Below are 18615 nucleotides of genomic sequence, written 5' to 3'. Positions count from 1 at the left end.
GTTTTACTGGGTGCGGGCGCGCACGTCAGTGTCCCGGCAGCATCGCGCCGCTGGGATTAAGACCGCCTCGCAGGAGGCCTGCTCACCGGGAGCCCTTCCCGGGCTACGATTGCGCCGCGGAACGTGCGTGAGGGGCTCACGAGTCCGGCGGCCACGCGCCCGGGATGCGTCTGCGGCGACCGACGGTCGGGCGGAGCGCCCTGACGGCGTCCGCCGGAACCGTCCTCAGGCCCGGCCGGCCCGGATCCGCCGCGCTGGAGCCGAACCGGCCTCCGTGCGGGTGGCAGGGGGCAGGGGGCAGGCCGCCCGATAGATCAGGCCTGAGGTCTCGTAGGCGAGGCTGGCGGTGTTCCGGCCCGCGAAACCCCGTTCCAGAAGGCGGCTCCCGAATCCGATCCGCGACGGGGCCGTGACCGGAGGGCCGTCCCGCTCGTGCCAGCGCATCCGCAGGATCCGGGCCTCCGGGCCGGGCTCCAGCGTCCAGGCCAGCGCTACCCGCCCGCCCGGAACCGAGAGGGCGCCGTGCTTGACCGCGTTGGTGCACAATTCGTGCAGGATCATCGTGAGCGCGAGCGCCCCCTCGGGCGGCAGCCGCAGGTCGGGTCCGTCCAGGGTGATGCGCGGGGCCGGCGCGCCCGGATGCGCGTGGTCCAGGAAGGGGCGCACGGCCTGATCGGCGATGCCGCGCAGGTCCGCGCTCGCCCAGCTCTCACGGGTCAGGATATCGTGGGCCCGCGACAGGGCGAGGAGCCGCGCCTCGAAGGCGTCGCGTCCGGCCGCGGCCCCGCCGCCGAGATTCTTCAGGCTCTGCGCCGCCATCGACTGCACGGTGGCGAGGGTGTTTTTCACTCTGTGGTTGAGCTCATCGACCAGCAGCCGGTGGGCCTCCGCGCGCCGGGCGAGCTCGTCGGCCGCCGCGCCGAGGGCGTCGGCGATCATCGCGCCCTCGCGCACGAGGGAGCGGGGGAGGGGCGGCAGCTTCTGGTCGCGGCCCAGCGCGCCCGCGGCGGCGGCCAGGTCCCGCAGAGGGCGGGCGATCAGGCCGGCGAGCAGCCACGCGAGCAGCGCCGAGGCCAGCGCCACGGTGCTCCCCGCAATCAGGATGCTCCGGCGCAGGGCCGCGACCGAGGCCAGGGCCCGGTCGGCCGTCTGGCGCACCACCACCTGCCAGCCGAGCCCGGGATAGTCGCGGTATCCGGCCGTGGCTGCCCGCGCGCTGAGATACGCGGCGGGGCCGTCCGGCCAGCGCCCGACCCGGCTCGTGCCCTGCGGGTCGCTGGACTGGCCGCCGGTCAGTACGGCCGGGGGCAGGGGCCCGCCCTGCAGGGCGGGTGGCCCGAGGAACACGGTTCCGTCACGGGAGAGGATCAGGATCTCGGCGCCCTGGCGGTGGCCCCGCAGCGAGCCTTCGAGGATGCGCGCCATGTCGCGCGCCCAGGTCCAGTCGAGATGGGCGGCCAGCACCCCGAGGACGCGCCCGTCCGCGGCTCGGACCGGGGCCGCGACGTCGAGGAGGCGGAGCGGTTCCCGGGCGGTCGCGTTCCCGCTCGCCGCGTCCGGGCTCAGCAGCGCCTGCAGGAGCTTGGCGGGATGCACGTCCCCCACGAAGGGCCGCTCGCGGCCGGCCCGGAAATAGTCGCGGCCCGAGACGTCGGCGCCCTCCAGGGCGCCGGTGCTGGTCACCGCGACCCGGCCGTCCGCGTCGATCAGCCCGATGATCGAGTAGGCCGGGTAGGTCGCCTGGAGCCGCTGCATCAGGGCGCGCTTGGCGTCCGGCCCCACCCCGGGATCGCGCAGGCTGTCCGAGGCGGCGGCGATCTGGATGTCGCGCCAGCGCTCGAACATGCCGAGGTCGAGACCCCGCGCCATCTGGCCGGCAATCTCGGCGAGCTGGCCGCCGACCTCCGCCTCAAGCCGGCGGCTCGCCTCGCGGCTGACCAGGGCGGCGAGCGCCAGGGTCGCCAGGAAGCCGATCGCGCCGAAACTCACGGCCAGCACGACACGCAACCGCGGCGGCGCCCCGCGGCGCAGCCTGGTCCGGCTCAGGGGAGCCGCTGCCGCACGCACCGCTGCAGGCAATTCCGATTGCGCGCCCGCCTGCATCCGACCCCCCCGGACCCGGCCCTGGAGACCGCGCCCGCCAAGCCTGCTCAGGACACGTTCTGAGCACGCGCCGGGAGGCTCAGCAAGGCAGGTTCGGCTTCCGGCGGTGCACTATTACTATCGAGAGTTGCAAATATGCACCCTGCGATATCGGTCTCGCGTGCGGTCCGCAACCGCTTTTGGATGACTGTTGTCCTCCGGTCGGACCCGTCCCGGTCATGCCCCCAGCAGGGCGTGGGCCGCCCGGACCAGGATCCCGTCCGGCCGGCGCAGGGCGTCGAGCACCGAGAAATGCTCGGCGCCGGGCACCGGCAGCAGGGGGCCGGGAGCGTGGGCCGCCGCCCGCAGGGCGTGCAGGTTGCGGGCGTCATGCACCAGGGCCGGCAGCTCGCGGGTGCCGTAGGCGATGCACAGGGGCTTGCCGATTGCCGGCAGGCGCAGGGGCGAGAGCGCCGCGACCTCGGACTCCGTGAGGCCGAGCTTGGCGTCGAGATAGGTCTGGCGGATCGGCGCGAGGTCGTAGACGCCCGAGATCGCGAGGCCCGCGGCGACCGCCGGATGGGCGAGCTGCATCGCGGTGAGCAGTCCGCCCGCCGACCAGCCTGACAGGACCAGGGGACCGCGGATCCCGTGCGCGGCGCCGTTCGCGGCGAGCCAGTCGAGGGCCGCGCCGGTCTCGGCCACGATCCGGGTGAGGCTCGCCTCCGGGGCCAGGGTGTAGCCGACCATCGCCACCGACCAGCCGGCGGCGTTCGGACCTTCCGCGAAGCAGGCGAACAGCTCCCGGGCGCCCCGCTGCCAGTAGCCGCCGTGAAGGAAGACCAGGCAGGGCGCCGCTCCGTCCCGCGCGGGGTAGAGGTCGAGGGCGTTGCGGGCGCCCGCGCCGTAGGCGATGTCGAGGCCGGCCGGATGGGCGGCCCGGTAGGCCGCCGAGGCTCCGTCCCGCGCGTCCACCTGCCGCGCACTGTCGGCCACCGCCCGGGTGTTGTCGTAGCAGGCGTCCCGCGCCGCCTGGTCGAGGTCGGCCCAGCGGCGGCGCGGATCCGCGGGGGTCGGGTCGTCCAGGCGGAAATCCAGAACCATCGTGGGTTGTCTCCAGCGCCCCATCCGCCGCACCATGGCAGGGTGCCGGACCGGGGTCGAGGCGGATCAGGGCTCCGGGCCGGCCGCGCCCCGAGCCTGCCCATCCGGATCTTGCGCGCCGATCGCCCGCAGGGCGGCGCGGGCCACCGCCACGTCCTGGTCGCTGGTCCCCGAGCCGACTCCGATGCCCCCGAGGCAGGTGCCGTCGATCAGGATCGGCAGGCCGCCCGGGAGGTTGGTGAGCCGTCGGAGGCGGCGGTCACCGCCTTGGCCAGCGCGCTCTCGCGGGACAGGAGCTTGGCGCCGTCCATGCGCAGGAAGGCCAGCAGGTTGCCCCCCTGGTCCACCACAGCCACGTTCTCCGGCACCCCGATCGCCTCCGCGTGGGCGACGGCCGCCTGCAGGGCGGCCAGCGCGGCCGCATGGGTGAGCTGCGGGACGGGGCGGGTGGCGGCGGGAGGACTGGTCGTCATGGTGCGATCATGAAGCGGGCCGGACGGGGGGATTCGGGCATGGCCCGGGACATCCGGCGGCTCAGAATCCGGGCCAGGCGCCGGGAATCGTGCCGCCGTAGCCCCAGCCCGTGAAGGGTGGGGCCGCGACCCGCTCCCGGGTGGCCGGCGCGAAGACCGGCGCGCGCGGCCATCTCTGCTGCCGACCCGCCTGCCAGCCCCGGAGCCGGTCGCGCGCGGCCATGCGGGCCAGGGTCCGGTCCATGTCGGACCCGGAGGCCGGCCCGGGGTGGCGGCCGGGATGCGGACGCGCCCCGGCCGGGCCGCTCGCCAGCATCGCGGCGGTGAGGAGCAGGATCGCGGGGATCGCGTTCGGACCGGCGCGCATGGTTCGGGCTCGTCGGGGAGGGGCCTTCACCGGCAGCTACGCCGTGGACGCCTCTCGGGTTCCGGCAGTTTTTGGACCCGCCGGACGGGCGAGGCGTTTCCCGGGATGCCCGGATCGGCGAAAACCTCGTAGGAAGCCGGACGCCTGCCCCGAGACGCTTCGAGCGCGAACCGCCCATGCCAGAACCCGGACCGACAGAGCCCGAACCGAACGCCGCCCCGCCGCCCGCCGATGCGCCCGATCCGGTGGCGCTGCTGGAGAGGCTCGTCGCCTTCGACACGGTGAGTGCCCGCTCGAACCTGCCGCTGATCGACTGGGCGGAGGCCTATTGCCGCCGCCACGGCGCCGCGGTGGAGCGCGTCGGCGACCCGACCGGGCGGAAGGCGGCGCTCCTCGTCAGCGTCGGTCCGTTCGCGAGCCGGCCCGGCTACGTGCTCTCCGGCCACAGTGACGTGGTGCCGGCCGAGGGCCAGCCCTGGTCGTCGGACCCGTTCATCCTGCGGGAGGCCGAGGGCCGTCTCTACGGGCGCGGCACCTCCGACATGAAGGGGTTCCTGGCGGTCTGCCTCGCGCTCCTGCCCGAGATGGTTGCGGCGGAGCTCGCCACCCCGATCCACCTCGCGATCTCGTACGACGAGGAAGTGGGCTGCCTCGGGGTGCGGCCGCTGATCGACCGGATGCTGGCCTGCGTTCCCCGCCCGCTCGGCTGCTTCGTGGGCGAGCCCACCGGGATGGCGGTGGTTGTCGGCCACAAGGGCAAGTCGGCTGCCCGCCTCACCTTCCGGGGCAGGGCCAGCCATTCGGCCCTGGCGCCCCAGGGCGTCAACGCGGTGGAATATGCCGCCCGCTTCATCGAGCATGTCCGCCTGTCCGCGGAGGCGCTCGCCCGGGACGGTACCCGCGACCCGCTCTACGACGTGCCCCACACCACCGGCCTGTCGAGCGTGGTGCAGGGCGGCACGGCCCTCAACATCGTGCCCGACACCTGCAGCGTCAGCTTCGAGTACCGGGCGATCGGCGCGGACGATGCCGCGGCGCTGGCGGCCGCGGCCATCGCCTACGCCACCGACACCCTGGCGCCGCTGATGCGGGCGGTCGACGCGGCGTGCGGCGTCACGGTCGAGCCGCTGATCGACTATCCGGGCCTCGACACCGACCCGGAGGCGCCGATCGTGACCCTGGCCAAGCGGCTCGCCGGCCGGAACGGCCACGCCAAGGTCTCGTACGGCACCGAGGGCGGGCTGTTCGAGCGGCTCGGCGGCGTGCCCGCCGTGGTGATCGGCCCCGGCTCCATCGCCCGCGCCCACAAGGCCGACGAGTACGTGACCCGGGACGAGCTGGACGCCTGCGCGGGCTTCGTGCGGCGGCTGATCCGGGACTGCCGGGGCTGAGGCGCGCCGCCGCGCGGGTGCGGGGGAAGAAACCTTTGCGCCGCTCGCGGCTTGGAACAGCGGCCCGAAGCGGGCCGGGTCGGGAGTCGTCTCAGCGCATGGCCAGCCTCAGCGTCGCGATCGCGTTCGGCACCCGCCTGCTCCTGGTTCTGCTGTTCCTGCCGTTCAGCGCGCTCGACAAGATCCTGAACTTCAGGGGCGCGGTCGGCCAGGCGCGGGAGGCCGTGCACGCCACGGCCCCCGCCACGGCGCTGATCCTGACCGGCCTCTGCGTGGAGATCGGGATGTCGCTCTGCATCCTGACCGGCACCGCCGACCGGGCGGCCGCCTTCGTGATGGCCGGCTATTGCGGCGTCACCGCGCTCCTGTGGAAGCAGTTCTGGGTGCCGGGCGACTTCCGGGCCGGCGGCAAGGGCCGCGCGTTGTTCTGGGACTTCCTGAAGAACTTCGCGCTCGCGGGCGGCTTCCTGCTCATCACCTTCGGCACGGGCGCCGGGACGGTGGAGACTTTCTTCGCCGACCCGCTGGGCTCCACGAACCCCTACGCGACCGCCGAAAGGACCCGGCCGTAGCCGGGCCCGAGGGCGGGATCCTCAGCCCTTCGGGACGGTGGCTACCATCGACGGCCGGCGCTCGAACTCCGCGTACCACGCGGCGATGGCCGGACGGCTCTCGCGCCACGCGAGGTCGGGGAAGCGCAGATCGAGGTAGCCGACCGCGCAGGCCAGCGCGACGGTGCCGATATCCAGCGGCGGCATCCCGGCGACCAGGGTCTCGAACCGGTCCAGAGCCGACCGGATCTTGCCGATCTGGCCGGCCTCCCAGGCGTCCCAGCGCTGCGGTTCCGGGCGCAGCACGCGCTCGTAGCGGGTCAGCAGCGCCGCATCGAGCAGGCCGTCGGCGAGCGCCTGCCGGGTCAGCGCGTCCCAGCGGGCGGGTCCTTCGGGGAACAGGCGCGGCCCGGCCGAGAGACCGTCGAGATACTCGCAGATCACCCGGCTGTCGTAGAGGGCGATGCCGTCCTCCAGCACCAGGGCCGGGATCTTGCCCAGGGGGTTGTGGGCGGCGACCTCCGGCGCCGAGCCGGTCGGCGAGGCTCCGGCGGCGGTGACGGCGATCCGGTCGATCAACCCGGTCTCGTGGGCGAGAACCAGCACCTTGCGGGCATAGGGAGAGGCGGGGGAGTAGAGGAGCTTCATCGGACCGTCCCGGTTGGTCTCGGCGCCGGGATCATGGCGCCGTGATCGTGGCGCCGGGACCTTGCACCGATACCCCGCCGAATCCAGCCCCGGGCGGCCCGCCGCCGCGTCGTCGAATCCTGTGCGTCACGCGATCTTCGTCACGAGACCCTGCGCGTCATCCCGGAGCCGGCATGGACCACCCGCGACCGGACCCGGCGACCCTGCTTGGCCCGCTCGCGCCAGACCAGGAAGCGGCTGGCCACCCGGTCCAGGAGAAGCATGCACAGGCTGCCGACGATCGCCAGCACGCAGGCGGCCCCGATCAGCACGCCCCAGATCCCCGGCGCCGGGATGATCATCAGGCACAGCAGGCCGAAGACGGCCGCGCCGGGTATCCACTTCGCCATCGCGCCGCCTGCCAGAATCGAAATTGCCTCGTGTCGGCAAAAGCTGATCCGAGACTCTTAAGGAGTTGGCGCGGCTGGAGCGACCGTGCCGAGATTTGCTGTAACGCTGGAATAATCTATTGATCGAGGTTTATAGCCGGTAAATACACATTCTGTATTGACTTGGCTTGCATAGCGCCACGGCGCAGGCGGCAGGCGGCAGGCGGCAGGCGGCAGGCGGCAGGCGGCAGGCGGCAGGCGGCAGGCGGCAGGCGGCGCTCCCGGGCGCGACCGGATCGGGCCGGGCTCGCATCCGACGCGGCGGCTCCGACCTCCGGGCCGCGCTACCCCGTGCGGCGGGCCGTCCAGCGCCCTGAGCACGAGCCCAGACCGGAGAGCGTCCAGCGCCCGCGTCCCGCGGCTCCCCTGAGGCGGCCGGACACGGCGACGTTGGCGAGGCCCCTGCGGATTGTGCCGGTGATCCGGCCATCCTCTCCGGCGTGGCCGGCGGCATCAACGCCGTTGTCCCCGGCCTCATCCACCTGTCCGTCCCGGATCACGATCGGGTAGCGATAGGGCCCTGTGCAGGTCCCGCTCTCAGCCATCGCCACGACCGACCAAGCCCCATCGAATCGGTTCGACGCGTGGGCTGCCCCCGAGGCGAGGCCGAGGATCAGCGCCGGTGCGAGCACCGCATGACGAAGTCGGTTCATGGTCTCCTCTGCGAGGTCCTGAGACGAGGTCGGGGTCCATCGCGTCCGATCCGAACGCGGATGGGCGCGCCCGGCACAACCTCGACGGCAGGGTGCCGGGATTCGAGAGGCTGTCACGCAGCGTCCCGAGACGGCGATATAGGAGCGAACGGCCTCAGCGCCCTGAGAGAACGCTACCGGTAAGCGGCTTTTTTCCAGGGCCTGAACTCCACGGCCCGCGCCCCGTCCGATGGCGCGCGGCTTCCGATCCCAGGAGCGCGCCGCTGACGCACGGGAATGGCGGCAGCCCCGGTCTCTGTCGGCGCGGGATCTTATCGGAAACGATCCCGTGTCGCCGCACCAAGCCCTAATGGCTTGGCGGCAGGGTCCGGCCCTCGCTGACGAGATGATAGAAGCGCCCCTCGAACATCCGCATCACCGCCTCGGTGGCGGCGTGCGATTCCGGGCGGATCGGGGAGGCGAGGCAGGCGTCCAGCGCCGCCTGATCGGGGAAGTCCATCTCCAGGATCATGGCGATCGGCCGGGCGTCGGCGTCCTTGGCGACGAGGCGCTGCACCCGCACGGCGGTGACGCCCGGGAAACGCCGCCAGAACGGCTCCAGCTCGTCCCGGACCCGGCGGAAGAACTCCTCCTCGCGGCCGTCGCGCACCGTGCCCTCGTAGATCGCCGTCCGCGTCAGCATCCGTCGCTCCCTGAAACCCTCCGTCAACCGACGACGGCCGAGATCGCTCCCGGCGGTGACAACCGGCATCGGCTGTCGGCGGAATCGGTCGCGGCCGGGGCGGGCGGGCTTTTCCGTCGCGGCCGACCGGCGTAAACCCGAGGTGCCCATCGCGACGATGCGGGAGAGACCGGGATCTTCCCAGAGAGGGGACCCGGCGCCGACGGAGCAACCGCCCCGGAAACTCTCAGGCACCGGAACCGTGTCGTCAGGGCGATCTGGAGAGTGGTGCAGCGGGCGAGCCCGTGGGCACCCGCCGAAGGGGACGTCCGTGCTTCGCCTCGCCAGGCCGGGGCCGGATCAAGCTCTCAGGCACCGGGACAGATGGGGCGCGCAACCGGCCGACCGCTTGAGGCGGCCTCCACGCGTCCTCGTTCCGGAGTCCCACCCATGACCCACATCGCCGTGATCGGCGCCGGCATCACCGGCGTGACGACCGCCTATGCGCTAGCCCAGCGCGGCTACCGCGTCACCGTCCTCGACCGGCAGCGCTACGCCGCCATGGAGACCTCCTTCGCCAATGGCGGCCAGCTCTCGGCCTGCAACGCCGAGGTCTGGAACAAGCTCTCCACGGTGATGCAGGGCCTGCGCTGGATGCTGCGCCGGGACGCGCCGCTGCTGATGAATCCCAAGCCCTCCTGGCACAAGCTGTCCTGGATGGCGGAATTCGTTCGTGAGATCGCCCATTATCGCGAGAACACGGTCGAGACCGTGCGGCTGGCGCTGCGGGCCCGGGAAACCCTGTTCGCCATGGCGGAGGCCGAGGGGATCGACTTCGACCTGAAGACCCGCGGCATCCTGCACTTCTACCGGGACCGGGCGAGCTTCGAGAAGGCCACGTCCGTCAACGCGCTGCTGCGGGAGGGCGGCCTGGAGCGCTACGCCGTGAGCCCGGAGGAGATCCGCGCCATCGAGCCGACGCTCGGCGGCACCTATCACGGCGGCTACTTCACGCCCTCGGACGCCACCGGCGACATCCACAAGTTCACCCGGGGCCTCGCCGCGGCCTGCGCCCGCAAGGGCGTCCGCTTCGTCCAGGATGCCACCGTCGAGACCATCGCGCCGGGGGAGGGGGGCTACGCTGTCGGCTGGCGGCAGGCGGGCCGTCAGACGGCTCATCCGGCTGGCCGCCCCGCCGAGCTCCCGCAGGTCCTGCGGGCCGACGCGGTCGTGATCTGCGCGGGCTGCGCCAGCCGGCACTTCGCCGCCATGCTGGGCGACCGGGTCAACGTCTACCCGGTGAAGGGCTACTCGATCACCGTGAACCTGCTGACCCCGGAGGCGCAGGCGGCGGCGCCCGAGGTGAGCATCCTCGACGAGGCGTCCAAGATCGTCACCAGCCGGCTCGGCGACGAGCGCCTGCGGGTCGCCGGGACCGCCGAGTTCAACGGCTTCAACCGCGACATCCGCCACGACCGGATCCAGCCGCTGGTCGACTGGACCCGGGAGCAGTTCCCGCTTGTCGACACCGATCGGGTCGTGGCCTGGAGCGGCCTGCGTCCGATGCTGCCGAACATGCTGCCCAAGGTCGGCCGCGGCCGCCGGCCCGGTGTCTTCTACAACACCGGTCACGGCCATCTCGGCTGGACCCTCTCGGGCGCCACCGCGGAACTCGTCGCCGAGGCGATCGCGGCCGAGCACGCGCCGGAGCGGGCGATCCTGCCGCTCGCAGCCTGAGGCCCTTGGCGGGTTGTCAGGGCGGAGCCCTGACGAACATCGCGGCGCGCCGTCATGTCGGTGACGGGGGGCGCGCCGCCCAACATTATTTTGTATTCTCTTTTCGAACCGCCCCGGAACCCGAGCCGCGATGCCCCCGTCACCCGCCTATCTCGACCCCGCCACCGGGGCGACCTACCCGATCGCGACGCCGCGCTGGCGCTCGGAGACGGGCGGGCCGCTGATGATCACCGACCTTCCCGGTATCGATCGCGAGGAGATCGATACGGCCGAGCGCTCCCTCTGGCGCTACGCCGCCGCGCTGCCGGTGGCGGTCTCCGATCCGGTGACCCTCGGGGAGGGCTGCACCCCGCTGGTGCGCCGGCCCTGGCGGGGCGGGCACGCGCATTTCAAGCTCGAATGGTTCGCCCCCTCGGGCAGCTTCAAGGACCGGGGCGCGTCCGTGATGCTGTCGATCCTGCGCCAGCAGGGGGTGGACGCGGTGCTGGAGGATTCCTCCGGGAACGGCGGCGCCGCGGTGGCGACCTACGCGGCCGCCGCCGGGATGCGGGCGAAGATCCTGGTCCCGGCCTCGACCTCGCCGGCCAAGACCGTGCAGATGCGGGCCGCCGGCGCGGAGGTCGAGCTGGTGCCCGGCACCCGCCAGGACACGGCCGACGCGGCCGTCAGCCAAGCGGACTCAATCTTCTACGCCAGCCACAACTGGCAGGCGCATTTCCTCCAGGGCACCAAGACGCTGGCCTACGAGCTGTGGGAGGATCTGGGGTTTTCCGCGCCCGACGCCGTCATCATCCCCTGCGGCGCGGGCAGCAACATCCTCGGCTGCGATATCGGCTTCTCGGAGCTGCTGCGCCGGGGGGAGATCGCCCGCCTGCCGCGGCTCTACGCGGTGCAGCCGGCCCATTGCGCCCCCCTGCATGCGGGCTTCGCGGCGGGCGCCGAGGATTTCGTGCCGGTCACCCCGCGCCCGACGCTCGCCGAGGGCGCCTCGATCGCCCAGCCTGTCCGCGGCCGGGAGGTGCTGGCGGCGCTCCGCCGCTCCGGCGGCGGCACCGTGGCGGTGTCCGAGGCGGCGATCGAGACTGCGCTGATGGAGCTCGCCCGGTCGGGCCTCTACGTCGAGCCGACCTGCGCCATGGCGGCGGCGGCGCTCACCGACCTGACCGCACGCGGTACGATCCGGCCCGAGGAGACCACCGTGGTGGTGCTCACCGGCACGGGCATCAAGGCGACGCCGCGCATCGCCGAACTCCTGGGCCTCGCCCCCTGACGGGACCCGCCGACCCGACCCAATGATCCGGAGGAGACACCCATGCGCAACAACATCCCCGCCAGCGTCGGCATGTCGGTCGAGGAAGTCGACACCCCCTGCCTGCTGGTCGATCTCGACGCCCTCGAGCGCAACATCGATAAGCTCGGCCGCTTCATGAAGGAGCGCGGCCTGCGCCACCGGGCGCACGCCAAGACGCACAAGTCGTCCGACATCGCCGTGATGCAGATCGAGCGGGGCGGCGCCTGCGGCGTCTGCTGCCAGAAGGTCAGCGAGGCTGAGGCGCTGGTGAGTGCCGGCATCCGCGACGTGCTGGTCTCCAATCAGGTGACCGCGCCGAAGAAGATCGAGCGCCTCGCGGCGCTCGCCACCCGGGCGCGGGTGCTGGTCTGCGTCGACGACCTCGGCAATGTCGACGACCTCTCGGCGGCGGCGGTGAAGTACGGCGTCACCCTCGAATGCCTCGTGGAGATCGATGTCGGGGCCGGGCGCTGCGGCGTCGCGCCGGGCGAGCCCGCTCTGGCGATCGCCAGAAGAATCGCGGCGGCGCCGGGCCTGAGCTTCGCCGGCCTGCAGGCCTATCAGGGCAAGGCCCAGCACGTGCGCGACTACGGCGAGCGCCAGGCCCTGATCCAGACGGCGATCGACGAGACCCGGCGTACCGTCGACCTGCTCAAGGCCGAGGGCCTCGCCTGCGCCATCGTGGCGGGGGCCGGCACCGGCAGTTTCGCCATGGAGGGCGGCAGCGGCGTCTACAACGAGCTGCAATGCGGCTCCTACGTCTTCATGGACGCGGATTACCAGCGGGTGAAGGACGCCGAGGGCCGGCCGATCACGGATTTCGAGAACAGCCTGTTCATCTACACGGCGATCATGAGCAAGGCGAAGACGGATGTCGCGGTCTGCGACGCCGGCCTGAAGGCGCAGAGCATCGACAGCGGCCTGCCGGTGGTGTTCGGCCGGGACGACGTGGAGTACATCAAGTGCTCGGACGAGCACGGCGTGATCAGCGATCCCGGCAACGTGCTGAAGCTCAACGAGCGCCTGAAGCTGATCCCCGGCCATTGCGACCCGACGGTCAACGTCTACGATTGGTACGTGGGCGTGCGGAACGGCCGGGTCGAGGCGATCTGGCCTGTCACCGCCCGCGGCATGACGTTGTAACGGGATTCCAAAGGGTCGAGGCCCTTTGGCGGGATGTCGGGGCAGGGCCCCGACATCGAGCTTCGCTCGACACCCGCGAAAGGTCGAAGACCTATCGAAACCATGACTTGGGAGGTCCCTGAATCCATGCGCTTCATCTCGGAAGAGGAATCGGCCGCGCTGGTCGATCACGCCATGGCGTTCGCGGCGGCTCGGGAGGCGCTGATCGCCGCGGTGGCGCCGGGCACCACCCTGTTCCCGGCGGTGCTCGGCCATGGCTCGGAGCCGACCAACCGGTTCTCGATCAAGTCGGGTGCGACCGCCGACTATGCCGGCCTGAAGGTCGGCTCGTTCTGGCCCGGCAACCCGGACCGGGGCCTGCCACGGCACAATTCGGTGATCCTGCTGTTCGATCAGGATGTCGGCCGCATCGACACGGTGATCGAGGCGGGCCGCGTCAACGCCTACCGCACCGCCGCCGCCGATGCGGTGGCGGCGAGCGTGCTGGCCCGGCCGGATTCGGCGGTGCTCGCATTGTTCGGGGCCGGCAACCAAGCGGAGTTCGAAGCCGCGGCGCTCGCCCGGGTCCTGCCGATCAGGACGGTGCTGGTCGTCGCCCGGGATTCCGCGAAGGTCGCGGGGCTCAGTGAGCGTCTGGCGGGGCAGGGGGCGTCCGGGCTCGAGGTGCGGGCGGCCGCGCCGCAGGAGGCCTGTGCAGCCGCCGACGTGATCGTCACGGCGACGCCCGCCCGCGCGCCGCTGTTCGAGGCCGCCTGGGTCCGCCCCGGCACGCATGTCGCCGCCATGGGCGCGGACGCAAAGGGCAAGCAGGAGCTGCCCCCCGCCCTGCTGGAGCGGGCGGCCCTGTTCTGCGACCTGCCGCAGCAGTCGCGCACGATCGGCGAGTTCCAGCACGCCTCCGCGCAGGCTCAGGCGGGCCTGCGGGCGATCGGCGAGGTGTTGCGCAGCGGGGAGGGGGGCCGGACGGATCCAGACCAGATCACCGTGTTCGATTCCTCCGGCATCGCCCTGCAGGACCTGACCATCGCGCGGGCCATCCTCGCCAAAGCCGACGCGCGCTTGTAGGGGAGGCCGGCGCCGGCCCTCCCCCGCCCCGGCGGAGGAGGGCCGCACATGCAGGACCGGCAGATCCGGGTCATCGGCATCGGCACGGGCGATCCCGAGCACCTGACCCTCCAGGCGGTGCGGGCGCTCGCCGATGTCGACGCGGTGTTCGTCCTCGACAAGCGCGCCGAGACCGCCGATCTCGTCGAGAGCCGCCGCCGGATCTGCGCGGCCCATATCCGAAGGCCCCACCGGATCGTCGCCGTGGACGACCCGCCCCGGGAGCGCCGCCCGGCCGATTACGGCAGCACCGTCGCGGCGTGGCACGCGGCCCGGGCCGAGCGGCTGGAGGCGGCCTTCGCCGCGCATCTCGGAGCAGGGGAGGTGGGGGCGATCCTCGCCTGGGGCGATCCGGCCCTCTACGACAGCGTGCTCCGCATCCTCGACCGCATCGCCGCGCGGGGGCGGATGGCGTTCACCCGCACGGTGGTCCCCGGCCTGTCGAGCGTGCAGGTGCTCGCCGCCCGCCACGGCGTTCCGCTGAACGGCATCGGCGGATCGGTGCTGATCACCACCGGCCGGCGCCTCGCCGCGGGCTGGCCGGCGGAGGCGGAGAGCGTCGTGGTGATGCTCGACGGCGATCCGGCCTTCGCGCATCTCGACCCGGACCTGACGATCTATTGGGGTGCCTATCTCGGCAGCCCGGACGAGATCCTGGTCTCCGGCCGGCTGGGCGATACGGGCGACGAGATCCGCCGGGCCCGTGCCGAGGCTCGGGCGCGGCACGGCTGGATCATGGACATCTACCTGCTGCGCCGTGACCGCGCCGCCACGGACAGGGCCGGCGCGGCCGGCTAGACCGCCGCCATGCTGCGCCTGCGGGACTATCAGCGCGCCAGCCTCGACGCGCTCTCGGCCGCCTGGGCGCGGGGAGGGGCGGACGAGGCGGCGCCCGGCCACCTGATCGTGCTGCCCACCGGGGCCGGCAAGGCGCTCGTGATCGCGGCGCTGGCCCGGGAGACCCTGGAAGAGAACCCCCTCGCCCGGGTGGCGATCGTCACCCACAGCCGCGAACTGGTCGCCCAGAATTTCGCGGAATTGACCCGCTCCTGGCCGGAGGCGCCGGCCGGGATCTTCTCCGCCGGGCTCGGGCGGCGGGAGGCCGGAGCACAGGTGCTGGTCTGCGGCATCCAGTCGGTGGCCGACCGGCTCGACGCGATCGGCCCGCGTGATCTCGTGATCGTCGACGAGGCCCACCTGATCCCCCGCGCCGCCGACACCCGCTACGGCCGCTTCCTGGCGGGACTGCGCGCGCGGACCCCCGGGCTGCGGGTAACGGGCTTCACCGCCACGCCTTACCGCCTCGATTCGGGCCGCCTCGACGAAGGCGAGCACCGGCTCTTCTCCGGCATCGCCTACGAGGCCGACACGTTCACGCTGATCCGGGGCGGCTTCCTGGCGCCCCTCGTCTCCAAGGCGACGCTCACCCAGCTCGACGTCTCGGGCGTCGGCCGGCGCGGGGGCGACTACATCCCGGGCGAGCTGGAGGCGGCGGTCAACCGCGACTGGATCACCCGGGCGGCGGTCGCGGAACTCGCGGAATACGGGCGCGCCCGCCGGGCCTGGCTCGCCTTCTGCGCCGGGCTCGCCCATGCGGACGCCGTGCGCGACGCGGTGCGGGCGGAGGGGTATTCCTGCGAGAGCGTCTCGGGCGAGACGCCCCGCCGGGAGCGCGACCGGATCGTGGCGGCGTTCCGGGCCGGACAGATCCGCTGCCTGACCTCGGTCGGTGTGCTCGGCACCGGCTTCAACGTGCCCGAGGTCGATCTCGTGGCGCTGCTGCGCCCGACCCGCAGCACCGGCCTCTACGTGCAGCAGGTCGGCCGGGCGCTGCGCTGCGCGCCCGGCAAGGCCGACGCGCTGATCCTCGACTATGCCGGTCTGGTGCGGATGCACGGGCCCGTGGACGCCGTGACGGTCCGGAGCGCCACCCAGGGACTGGGCGGGGCAGGGGCCCCACGCGCCAAGCCCTGCCCCGGCTGCGGCGCCCTGATCGCGCTGAACGCCTCCACCTGCGAGGCGTGCTGGACCGAGCCGGAGGCGGACGCGGACACCGAGGCCCCGCACGAGGCCGCCGCCGACGACGAACTGGCGATCCTCTCGGCGGATCCCGGGCTGCCCGGCCCCGAGCCGGCGGGCCCTGCCCCAGCGGAGACCGGCTGGCACGAGGCCAGCTGGCATCCGGTCACGGCCCTGGATCTGGAGGCAGCGCCGGACGGGCTCGACCTCGTCCTCGGCTGGCGGGACGGCCCCGCCGAGGCGGCGTGGCGCGTCCGCCTGCGGCCCGAGCGCAGCGGCTACGAGCGGGAGAAGGCGGTGTCCTGGTGGCGTGGCCTCGGTGGCGGCCGGGACGCGCCGATGAGCGCCGCGGAGTTCCTGGAGCGCGCCGCGCTCCTGGCCCGGCCCGCGGCGATCCGGGTCCGGCCCGGCCGGCTGTCGGAGCACATCGAGTGTCGGACGCAGGACGGCCGGATCCTCGGCGATGTGTGCCGCCTGGCGAGCCGCGCCGCGTGAGACCGTATGGCTGGCGCAAGCCGCCCGCGGGGAGGGGGCTCGGACCGCCCTCGCCCGATCGGGCCGCGATCGGGGCATCGCGTCCGGCAACGTCGAAGTCATGTGCCCTGGAGATCGTGCCGCTCGGAACCGGACGCGGTACGAAGTGGCATGTACCGAAGGCTCGCCAGCTGGCGGCTAAACTGGCATACCGCACCCCCTCGCCGTCCCGGCACAACGATCATATTCCATAATATATCTTATGCGAATTATGGATGGAGAGGCGTGGGTGGCTTCGAGTCCGGAACAGAGCGGCCACATCGAGAACAAATAGAGGTTAAAAATAGAACATGATCGAAGAGCTCGAGCCGGACCCGGCGTGATCGGGGAAATCGGCGCCCTTGAGATATCGACCCCCGGAAGTCGAGCGGGCCTCCAGTCCGGATGCGGCAGGTTGCGGTATCGCCACGGGCGGTGATGACCGCGGACCATCGACTGGTTCCCGCCAGCCGGATCGGGCGAGGGCGGTCCGGCGCCCCTCCCCGCGAGCCGGTCACGCTCGCCCGCCCAGCGCCGTCGGCTGCGCGGATTCTGACCCGCGTGGACTGCGCGCGATCGGCCCGCCCTCCCCGACGAGGCGGCCCGTTTCCAGCTCGGGCCGGAGCACGCCGAGCCCGACATCCGGATGCTGGTCGGGCACTGCGCCTTCGCCTCGGACGCCGCCGGCCTGCTGGTCTCGCTCCTGCCGCACCATGTGCATGTGCGCGGCGAGCGGCGGCTGATCGCGCTGGTGGAACTCGTGAGTGACGAGTCGCGCGCGGCCCGGCCGGGCCGGGAATCCGTCCTGGCGCGGCTTCTCGAGGTCCTTCTCATCGAGGCGCTGCGTTCGACCGCGGGTCCGTCCGCATCGGCCGGGCTCCTGCGCGGTCTTCGCGACGATCAGCTCGCCGCCGCCCTGCGGTGCATCCATGATCGGCCGGCCCAGGCCTGGACGGTGGCTGCCCTCGCCCGGGAGGCCGCCCTGTCACGGTCCGCCTTCTTCGAGCGGTTCCAGCGCACGGTCGGGGTCGCGCCGATGGCCTACGTCACCGGCTGACGCATGGTGCTGGCCAAGGCGTTCCTGCGCCGGGACGGGATCACCGTCGCGGAGGCGGCCGCACGGGTGGGCTACAGCTCCGCCGGCACGTTCAGCATGGCCTTCACACGCCATGTCGGGACGCCGCCTGCCCGCTACGCGCGGGGCGGTTGAGGGGGAAGCGGAAGCGGACGGGCGGGGCGTCCGACCTTACAGGAAATGCGCCCGCAGCCGGCCGAGGAGATCCCGGCCCGGGAACCGGAACGGCGGCATCGGCAGATCCGGCGCGGGCTCATCGCCCGGGATCGGCCCCTCGGCGAAGCGCGCCCCGGCGGACCAGAACCCGTCCCGCCGCGTGCCGATCATGCCGAGTCCGACGGGTTCCCGTGCCGCCTCGGGCCGCAGCCGCCCCGCGGCCCAGACGCGCTGCCAGCAGCCGCGCCGCGCCAAGTCGGCATCCCGCCAGCCCAGCCGCGCATAGCCGGCCGCCGCGAAGACCCGGTCCCCGCCAAAGTCCTCCGGGATCCACACCCAGCTCGAGAACACGTGGACCGTGTCGGCGCGGAGGCCGGCCGGGTCCACCGCCCGCGTGTAGGCGCTGAGCGCGGTCGCCCGGTGCCGGCCGACATGCCGGCGCAGGCGCCCCGGCAGCCTCAGCGCCTCCGGAAAGGCGGCCGCGTCGAGGCGGGTCGGCGCCGCGCCGCGCTCCAGCGCGTAGGCGCTGTCCACGAGGTGCATCCAGGGTTCGAGATCGACCGACCAAGCCTCCTCCACCGGCGCGAAGCGGCGAACCTGTCCCGCGATCAGCCGGTCGGCGACCCGCCGGGCCAGCTCCGGATGCCAGTCCGGGCCGGCCTCGGTCACGCGCAGCAGCGTCGAGGGCCCGTGCGCCCAGACCGCCTCGGCGAGACGGGCGAAATCGGCCTCGGGCTCGTCGCGGCCGACCTTGCGCACCAGGATCTTCGAGCCGTCGGCGAGATCGTCCAGCATCTTGCCCTTGAGATGGGCCAGCCGGCCGTATTCCCGCTCCAGCAGCACCTCCGGCTCGATCGAGCCGGCCGGATGCCCGGTATTCGCCCAGATGTTGTAGGCCACGCTGTGGCAGTAATAGGTGCCCCCGGCGCTCACGGAGAGCCGCAGATCCCCCGGCACGCCGAAATCCGCGAAGCCGCAGCGCAGGCCGCGGATCAGGTCCGCCATCGGCGTGTAGGAGAACCGCAGCAGGCCGGAGGGCTCGACCCCGCCGTAGCGCTGCACGAACCCGAACTCGCAATTGTCGCCGAGGCTCCGGAAGGCGTGGAGCCGTTCGGCGAGGAGCGCCGCCATCGTCCTGATCCCGGTCACCGCTCACGCTCGCGCTCTGTCGGGCCGAGACCGTCGTGCCCAGAGCGCGACGGGGCAGGGCCTTCGTCCG

General features: G+C 72.9%; 18 protein-coding genes, 2 pseudogenes and 2 riboswitches. Of the genes and pseudogenes, 11 read left to right on the top strand and 9 right to left on the bottom strand.

From position 1 onward, the window contains the following. Positions 1–225: 225 nt before the first annotated feature. The 4 genes and pseudogenes from JOE48_RS29505 to JOE48_RS29490 all read right to left on the bottom strand — a co-directional run bounded on the left by JOE48_RS29505 (position 226) and on the right by JOE48_RS29490 (position 4026). Positions 226–1998: a sensor histidine kinase gene (locus JOE48_RS29505; protein ID WP_409518625.1), complete on the bottom strand. Its 1773-nt coding sequence runs from the start codon at positions 1996–1998 to the stop codon at positions 226–228. Positions 1999–2319: 321 nt separating this feature from the next. Continuing rightward, complete coding sequence (locus tag JOE48_RS29500) at positions 2320–3186, bottom strand: alpha/beta hydrolase (RefSeq protein ID WP_210035318.1); 867 nt, start codon at positions 3184–3186, stop codon at positions 2320–2322. Positions 3187–3252: 66 nt separating this feature from the next. Further along, positions 3253–3659, bottom strand: a pseudogene (locus JOE48_RS29495) (GlcG/HbpS family heme-binding protein). A gap of 61 nt (positions 3660–3720) precedes the next feature. Further along, positions 3721–4026: a hypothetical protein gene (locus JOE48_RS29490; RefSeq protein WP_210035316.1), complete on the bottom strand. Its 306-nt coding sequence runs from the start codon at positions 4024–4026 to the stop codon at positions 3721–3723. Between the two features lie 176 nt (positions 4027–4202). On the opposite strand from JOE48_RS29490, the gene argE reads away from it, so the two are divergent. Together argE and JOE48_RS29480 are read left to right on the top strand one after the other, a co-directional pair. After that, the gene (gene argE, locus JOE48_RS29485; protein WP_210035314.1) at positions 4203–5417 is read left to right on the top strand and encodes an acetylornithine deacetylase; all 1215 of its coding nucleotides are present in this window, start codon (positions 4203–4205) and stop codon (positions 5415–5417) included. A 98-nt stretch (positions 5418–5515) separates the two neighbouring features. Then, a complete protein-coding gene (locus JOE48_RS29480) occupies positions 5516–5989 on the top strand; it encodes a DoxX family membrane protein (RefSeq protein ID WP_210035312.1) in 474 nt (157 codons plus the stop codon). A 21-nt stretch (positions 5990–6010) separates the two neighbouring features. Here the strand turns inward: JOE48_RS29480 and JOE48_RS29475 are convergent, their stop codons facing one another. The 4 genes from JOE48_RS29475 to JOE48_RS29460 form a co-directional block, all read right to left on the bottom strand. After that, positions 6011–6616: a glutathione S-transferase gene (locus tag JOE48_RS29475; protein WP_210035310.1), complete on the bottom strand. Its 606-nt coding sequence runs from the start codon at positions 6614–6616 to the stop codon at positions 6011–6013. Between the two features lie 140 nt (positions 6617–6756). After that, positions 6757–7005: a hypothetical protein gene (locus tag JOE48_RS29470; RefSeq protein ID WP_210035308.1), complete on the bottom strand. Its 249-nt coding sequence runs from the start codon at positions 7003–7005 to the stop codon at positions 6757–6759. A gap of 323 nt (positions 7006–7328) precedes the next feature. Beyond that, positions 7329–7697: a hypothetical protein gene (locus JOE48_RS29465; RefSeq protein WP_210035307.1), complete on the bottom strand. Its 369-nt coding sequence runs from the start codon at positions 7695–7697 to the stop codon at positions 7329–7331. 346 nt (positions 7698–8043) lie between these two features. Beyond that, the gene (locus JOE48_RS29460; protein ID WP_210035305.1) at positions 8044–8379 is read right to left on the bottom strand and encodes a hypothetical protein; all 336 of its coding nucleotides are present in this window, start codon (positions 8377–8379) and stop codon (positions 8044–8046) included. A gap of 150 nt (positions 8380–8529) precedes the next feature. Continuing rightward, positions 8530–8631, top strand: a riboswitch (glycine riboswitch). Positions 8632–8634: 3 nt separating this feature from the next. Further along, positions 8635–8744, top strand: a riboswitch (glycine riboswitch). 64 nt (positions 8745–8808) lie between these two features. On the opposite strand from JOE48_RS29460, the gene JOE48_RS29455 reads away from it, so the two are divergent. From JOE48_RS29455 to JOE48_RS31305, 9 genes and pseudogenes are all read left to right on the top strand, one after another. Continuing rightward, positions 8809–10095 carry a D-amino acid dehydrogenase gene (locus JOE48_RS29455; RefSeq protein ID WP_210035299.1) on the top strand — a complete coding sequence of 429 codons (1287 nt, stop codon included), beginning with the start codon at positions 8809–8811 and terminating at the stop codon, positions 10093–10095. A gap of 130 nt (positions 10096–10225) precedes the next feature. Beyond that, positions 10226–11365 carry a pyridoxal-phosphate dependent enzyme gene (locus JOE48_RS29450; RefSeq protein ID WP_210035298.1) on the top strand — a complete coding sequence of 380 codons (1140 nt, stop codon included), beginning with the start codon at positions 10226–10228 and terminating at the stop codon, positions 11363–11365. 42 nt (positions 11366–11407) lie between these two features. Beyond that, on the top strand, positions 11408–12529 hold the full coding sequence (locus JOE48_RS29445; RefSeq protein WP_210035297.1) for a DSD1 family PLP-dependent enzyme: 1122 nt from the start codon (positions 11408–11410) through the stop codon (positions 12527–12529). 126 nt (positions 12530–12655) lie between these two features. Then, positions 12656–13594 (top strand): ornithine cyclodeaminase family protein, encoded by a 939-nt coding sequence (locus JOE48_RS29440; RefSeq protein ID WP_210035290.1) that lies wholly within the window; start codon positions 12656–12658, stop codon positions 13592–13594. A 48-nt stretch (positions 13595–13642) separates the two neighbouring features. Next, positions 13643–14431 (top strand): precorrin-6A synthase (deacetylating), encoded by a 789-nt coding sequence (gene cobF / locus JOE48_RS29435; RefSeq protein WP_210035288.1) that lies wholly within the window; start codon positions 13643–13645, stop codon positions 14429–14431. A 9-nt stretch (positions 14432–14440) separates the two neighbouring features. Continuing rightward, positions 14441–16147 (top strand): DEAD/DEAH box helicase, encoded by a 1707-nt coding sequence (locus JOE48_RS29430; protein WP_210035286.1) that lies wholly within the window; start codon positions 14441–14443, stop codon positions 16145–16147. A 652-nt stretch (positions 16148–16799) separates the two neighbouring features. Further along, positions 16800–17006, top strand: a pseudogene (locus tag JOE48_RS31315) (cupin domain-containing protein); the annotation flags it as partial. Beyond that, on the top strand, positions 16998–17222 hold the full coding sequence (locus tag JOE48_RS31310; RefSeq protein ID WP_409518650.1) for a helix-turn-helix transcriptional regulator: 225 nt from the start codon (positions 16998–17000) through the stop codon (positions 17220–17222). The pseudogene JOE48_RS31315 and the gene JOE48_RS31310, both read left to right, overlap by 9 nt. Before the next feature lie 3 nt (positions 17223–17225). After that, on the top strand, positions 17226–17375 hold the full coding sequence (locus JOE48_RS31305) for a helix-turn-helix domain-containing protein (protein ID WP_409518624.1): 150 nt from the start codon (positions 17226–17228) through the stop codon (positions 17373–17375). A 36-nt stretch (positions 17376–17411) separates the two neighbouring features. Here JOE48_RS31305 and JOE48_RS29420 read toward each other — a convergent pair whose 3' ends face one another. After that, positions 17412–18527, bottom strand: coding sequence for a hypothetical protein (locus JOE48_RS29420; RefSeq protein ID WP_245253016.1), 1116 nt, complete (start codon positions 18525–18527; stop codon positions 17412–17414). Positions 18528–18615: the final 88 nt, after the last annotated feature.

The organism is Methylobacterium sp. PvR107, assembly GCF_017833295.1.
Lineage (GTDB): Bacteria > Pseudomonadota > Alphaproteobacteria > Rhizobiales > Beijerinckiaceae > Methylobacterium.
The sequence above is the reverse complement of the archived record's forward strand: the minus strand, read 5'-3'. Positions and strand labels throughout refer to the sequence as shown.

Excerpts from the sequence above, each read along its gene's own strand:
- JOE48_RS29490 (WP_210035316.1), bottom strand. The coding sequence starts at position 4,026 with ATGCGCGCCGGTCCGAACGCGATCCCCGCGATCCTGCTCCTCACCGCC.
- JOE48_RS29445 (WP_210035297.1), top strand. The coding sequence starts at position 11,408 with ATGCGCAACAACATCCCCGCCAGCGTCGGCATGTCGGTCGAGGAAGTC.
- JOE48_RS29430 (WP_210035286.1), top strand. The coding sequence starts at position 14,441 with ATGCTGCGCCTGCGGGACTATCAGCGCGCCAGCCTCGACGCGCTCTCG.
- JOE48_RS31305 (WP_409518624.1), top strand. The coding sequence starts at position 17,226 with ATGGTGCTGGCCAAGGCGTTCCTGCGCCGGGACGGGATCACCGTCGCG.
- JOE48_RS29450 (WP_210035298.1), top strand. The coding sequence starts at position 10,226 with ATGCCCCCGTCACCCGCCTATCTCGACCCCGCCACCGGGGCGACCTAC.
- argE (WP_210035314.1), top strand. The coding sequence starts at position 4,203 with ATGCCAGAACCCGGACCGACAGAGCCCGAACCGAACGCCGCCCCGCCG.
- JOE48_RS29500 (WP_210035318.1), bottom strand. The coding sequence starts at position 3,186 with ATGGTTCTGGATTTCCGCCTGGACGACCCGACCCCCGCGGATCCGCGC.
- cobF (WP_210035288.1), top strand. The coding sequence starts at position 13,643 with ATGCAGGACCGGCAGATCCGGGTCATCGGCATCGGCACGGGCGATCCC.
- JOE48_RS29460 (WP_210035305.1), bottom strand. The coding sequence starts at position 8,379 with ATGCTGACGCGGACGGCGATCTACGAGGGCACGGTGCGCGACGGCCGC.
- JOE48_RS29465 (WP_210035307.1), bottom strand. The coding sequence starts at position 7,697 with ATGAACCGACTTCGTCATGCGGTGCTCGCACCGGCGCTGATCCTCGGC.
- JOE48_RS29475 (WP_210035310.1), bottom strand. The coding sequence starts at position 6,616 with ATGAAGCTCCTCTACTCCCCCGCCTCTCCCTATGCCCGCAAGGTGCTG.
- JOE48_RS29470 (WP_210035308.1), bottom strand. The coding sequence starts at position 7,005 with ATGGCGAAGTGGATACCCGGCGCGGCCGTCTTCGGCCTGCTGTGCCTG.
- JOE48_RS29420 (WP_245253016.1), bottom strand. The coding sequence starts at position 18,527 with ATGGCGGCGCTCCTCGCCGAACGGCTCCACGCCTTCCGGAGCCTCGGC.
- JOE48_RS29440 (WP_210035290.1), top strand. The coding sequence starts at position 12,656 with ATGCGCTTCATCTCGGAAGAGGAATCGGCCGCGCTGGTCGATCACGCC.
- JOE48_RS29455 (WP_210035299.1), top strand. The coding sequence starts at position 8,809 with ATGACCCACATCGCCGTGATCGGCGCCGGCATCACCGGCGTGACGACC.
- JOE48_RS29480 (WP_210035312.1), top strand. The coding sequence starts at position 5,516 with ATGGCCAGCCTCAGCGTCGCGATCGCGTTCGGCACCCGCCTGCTCCTG.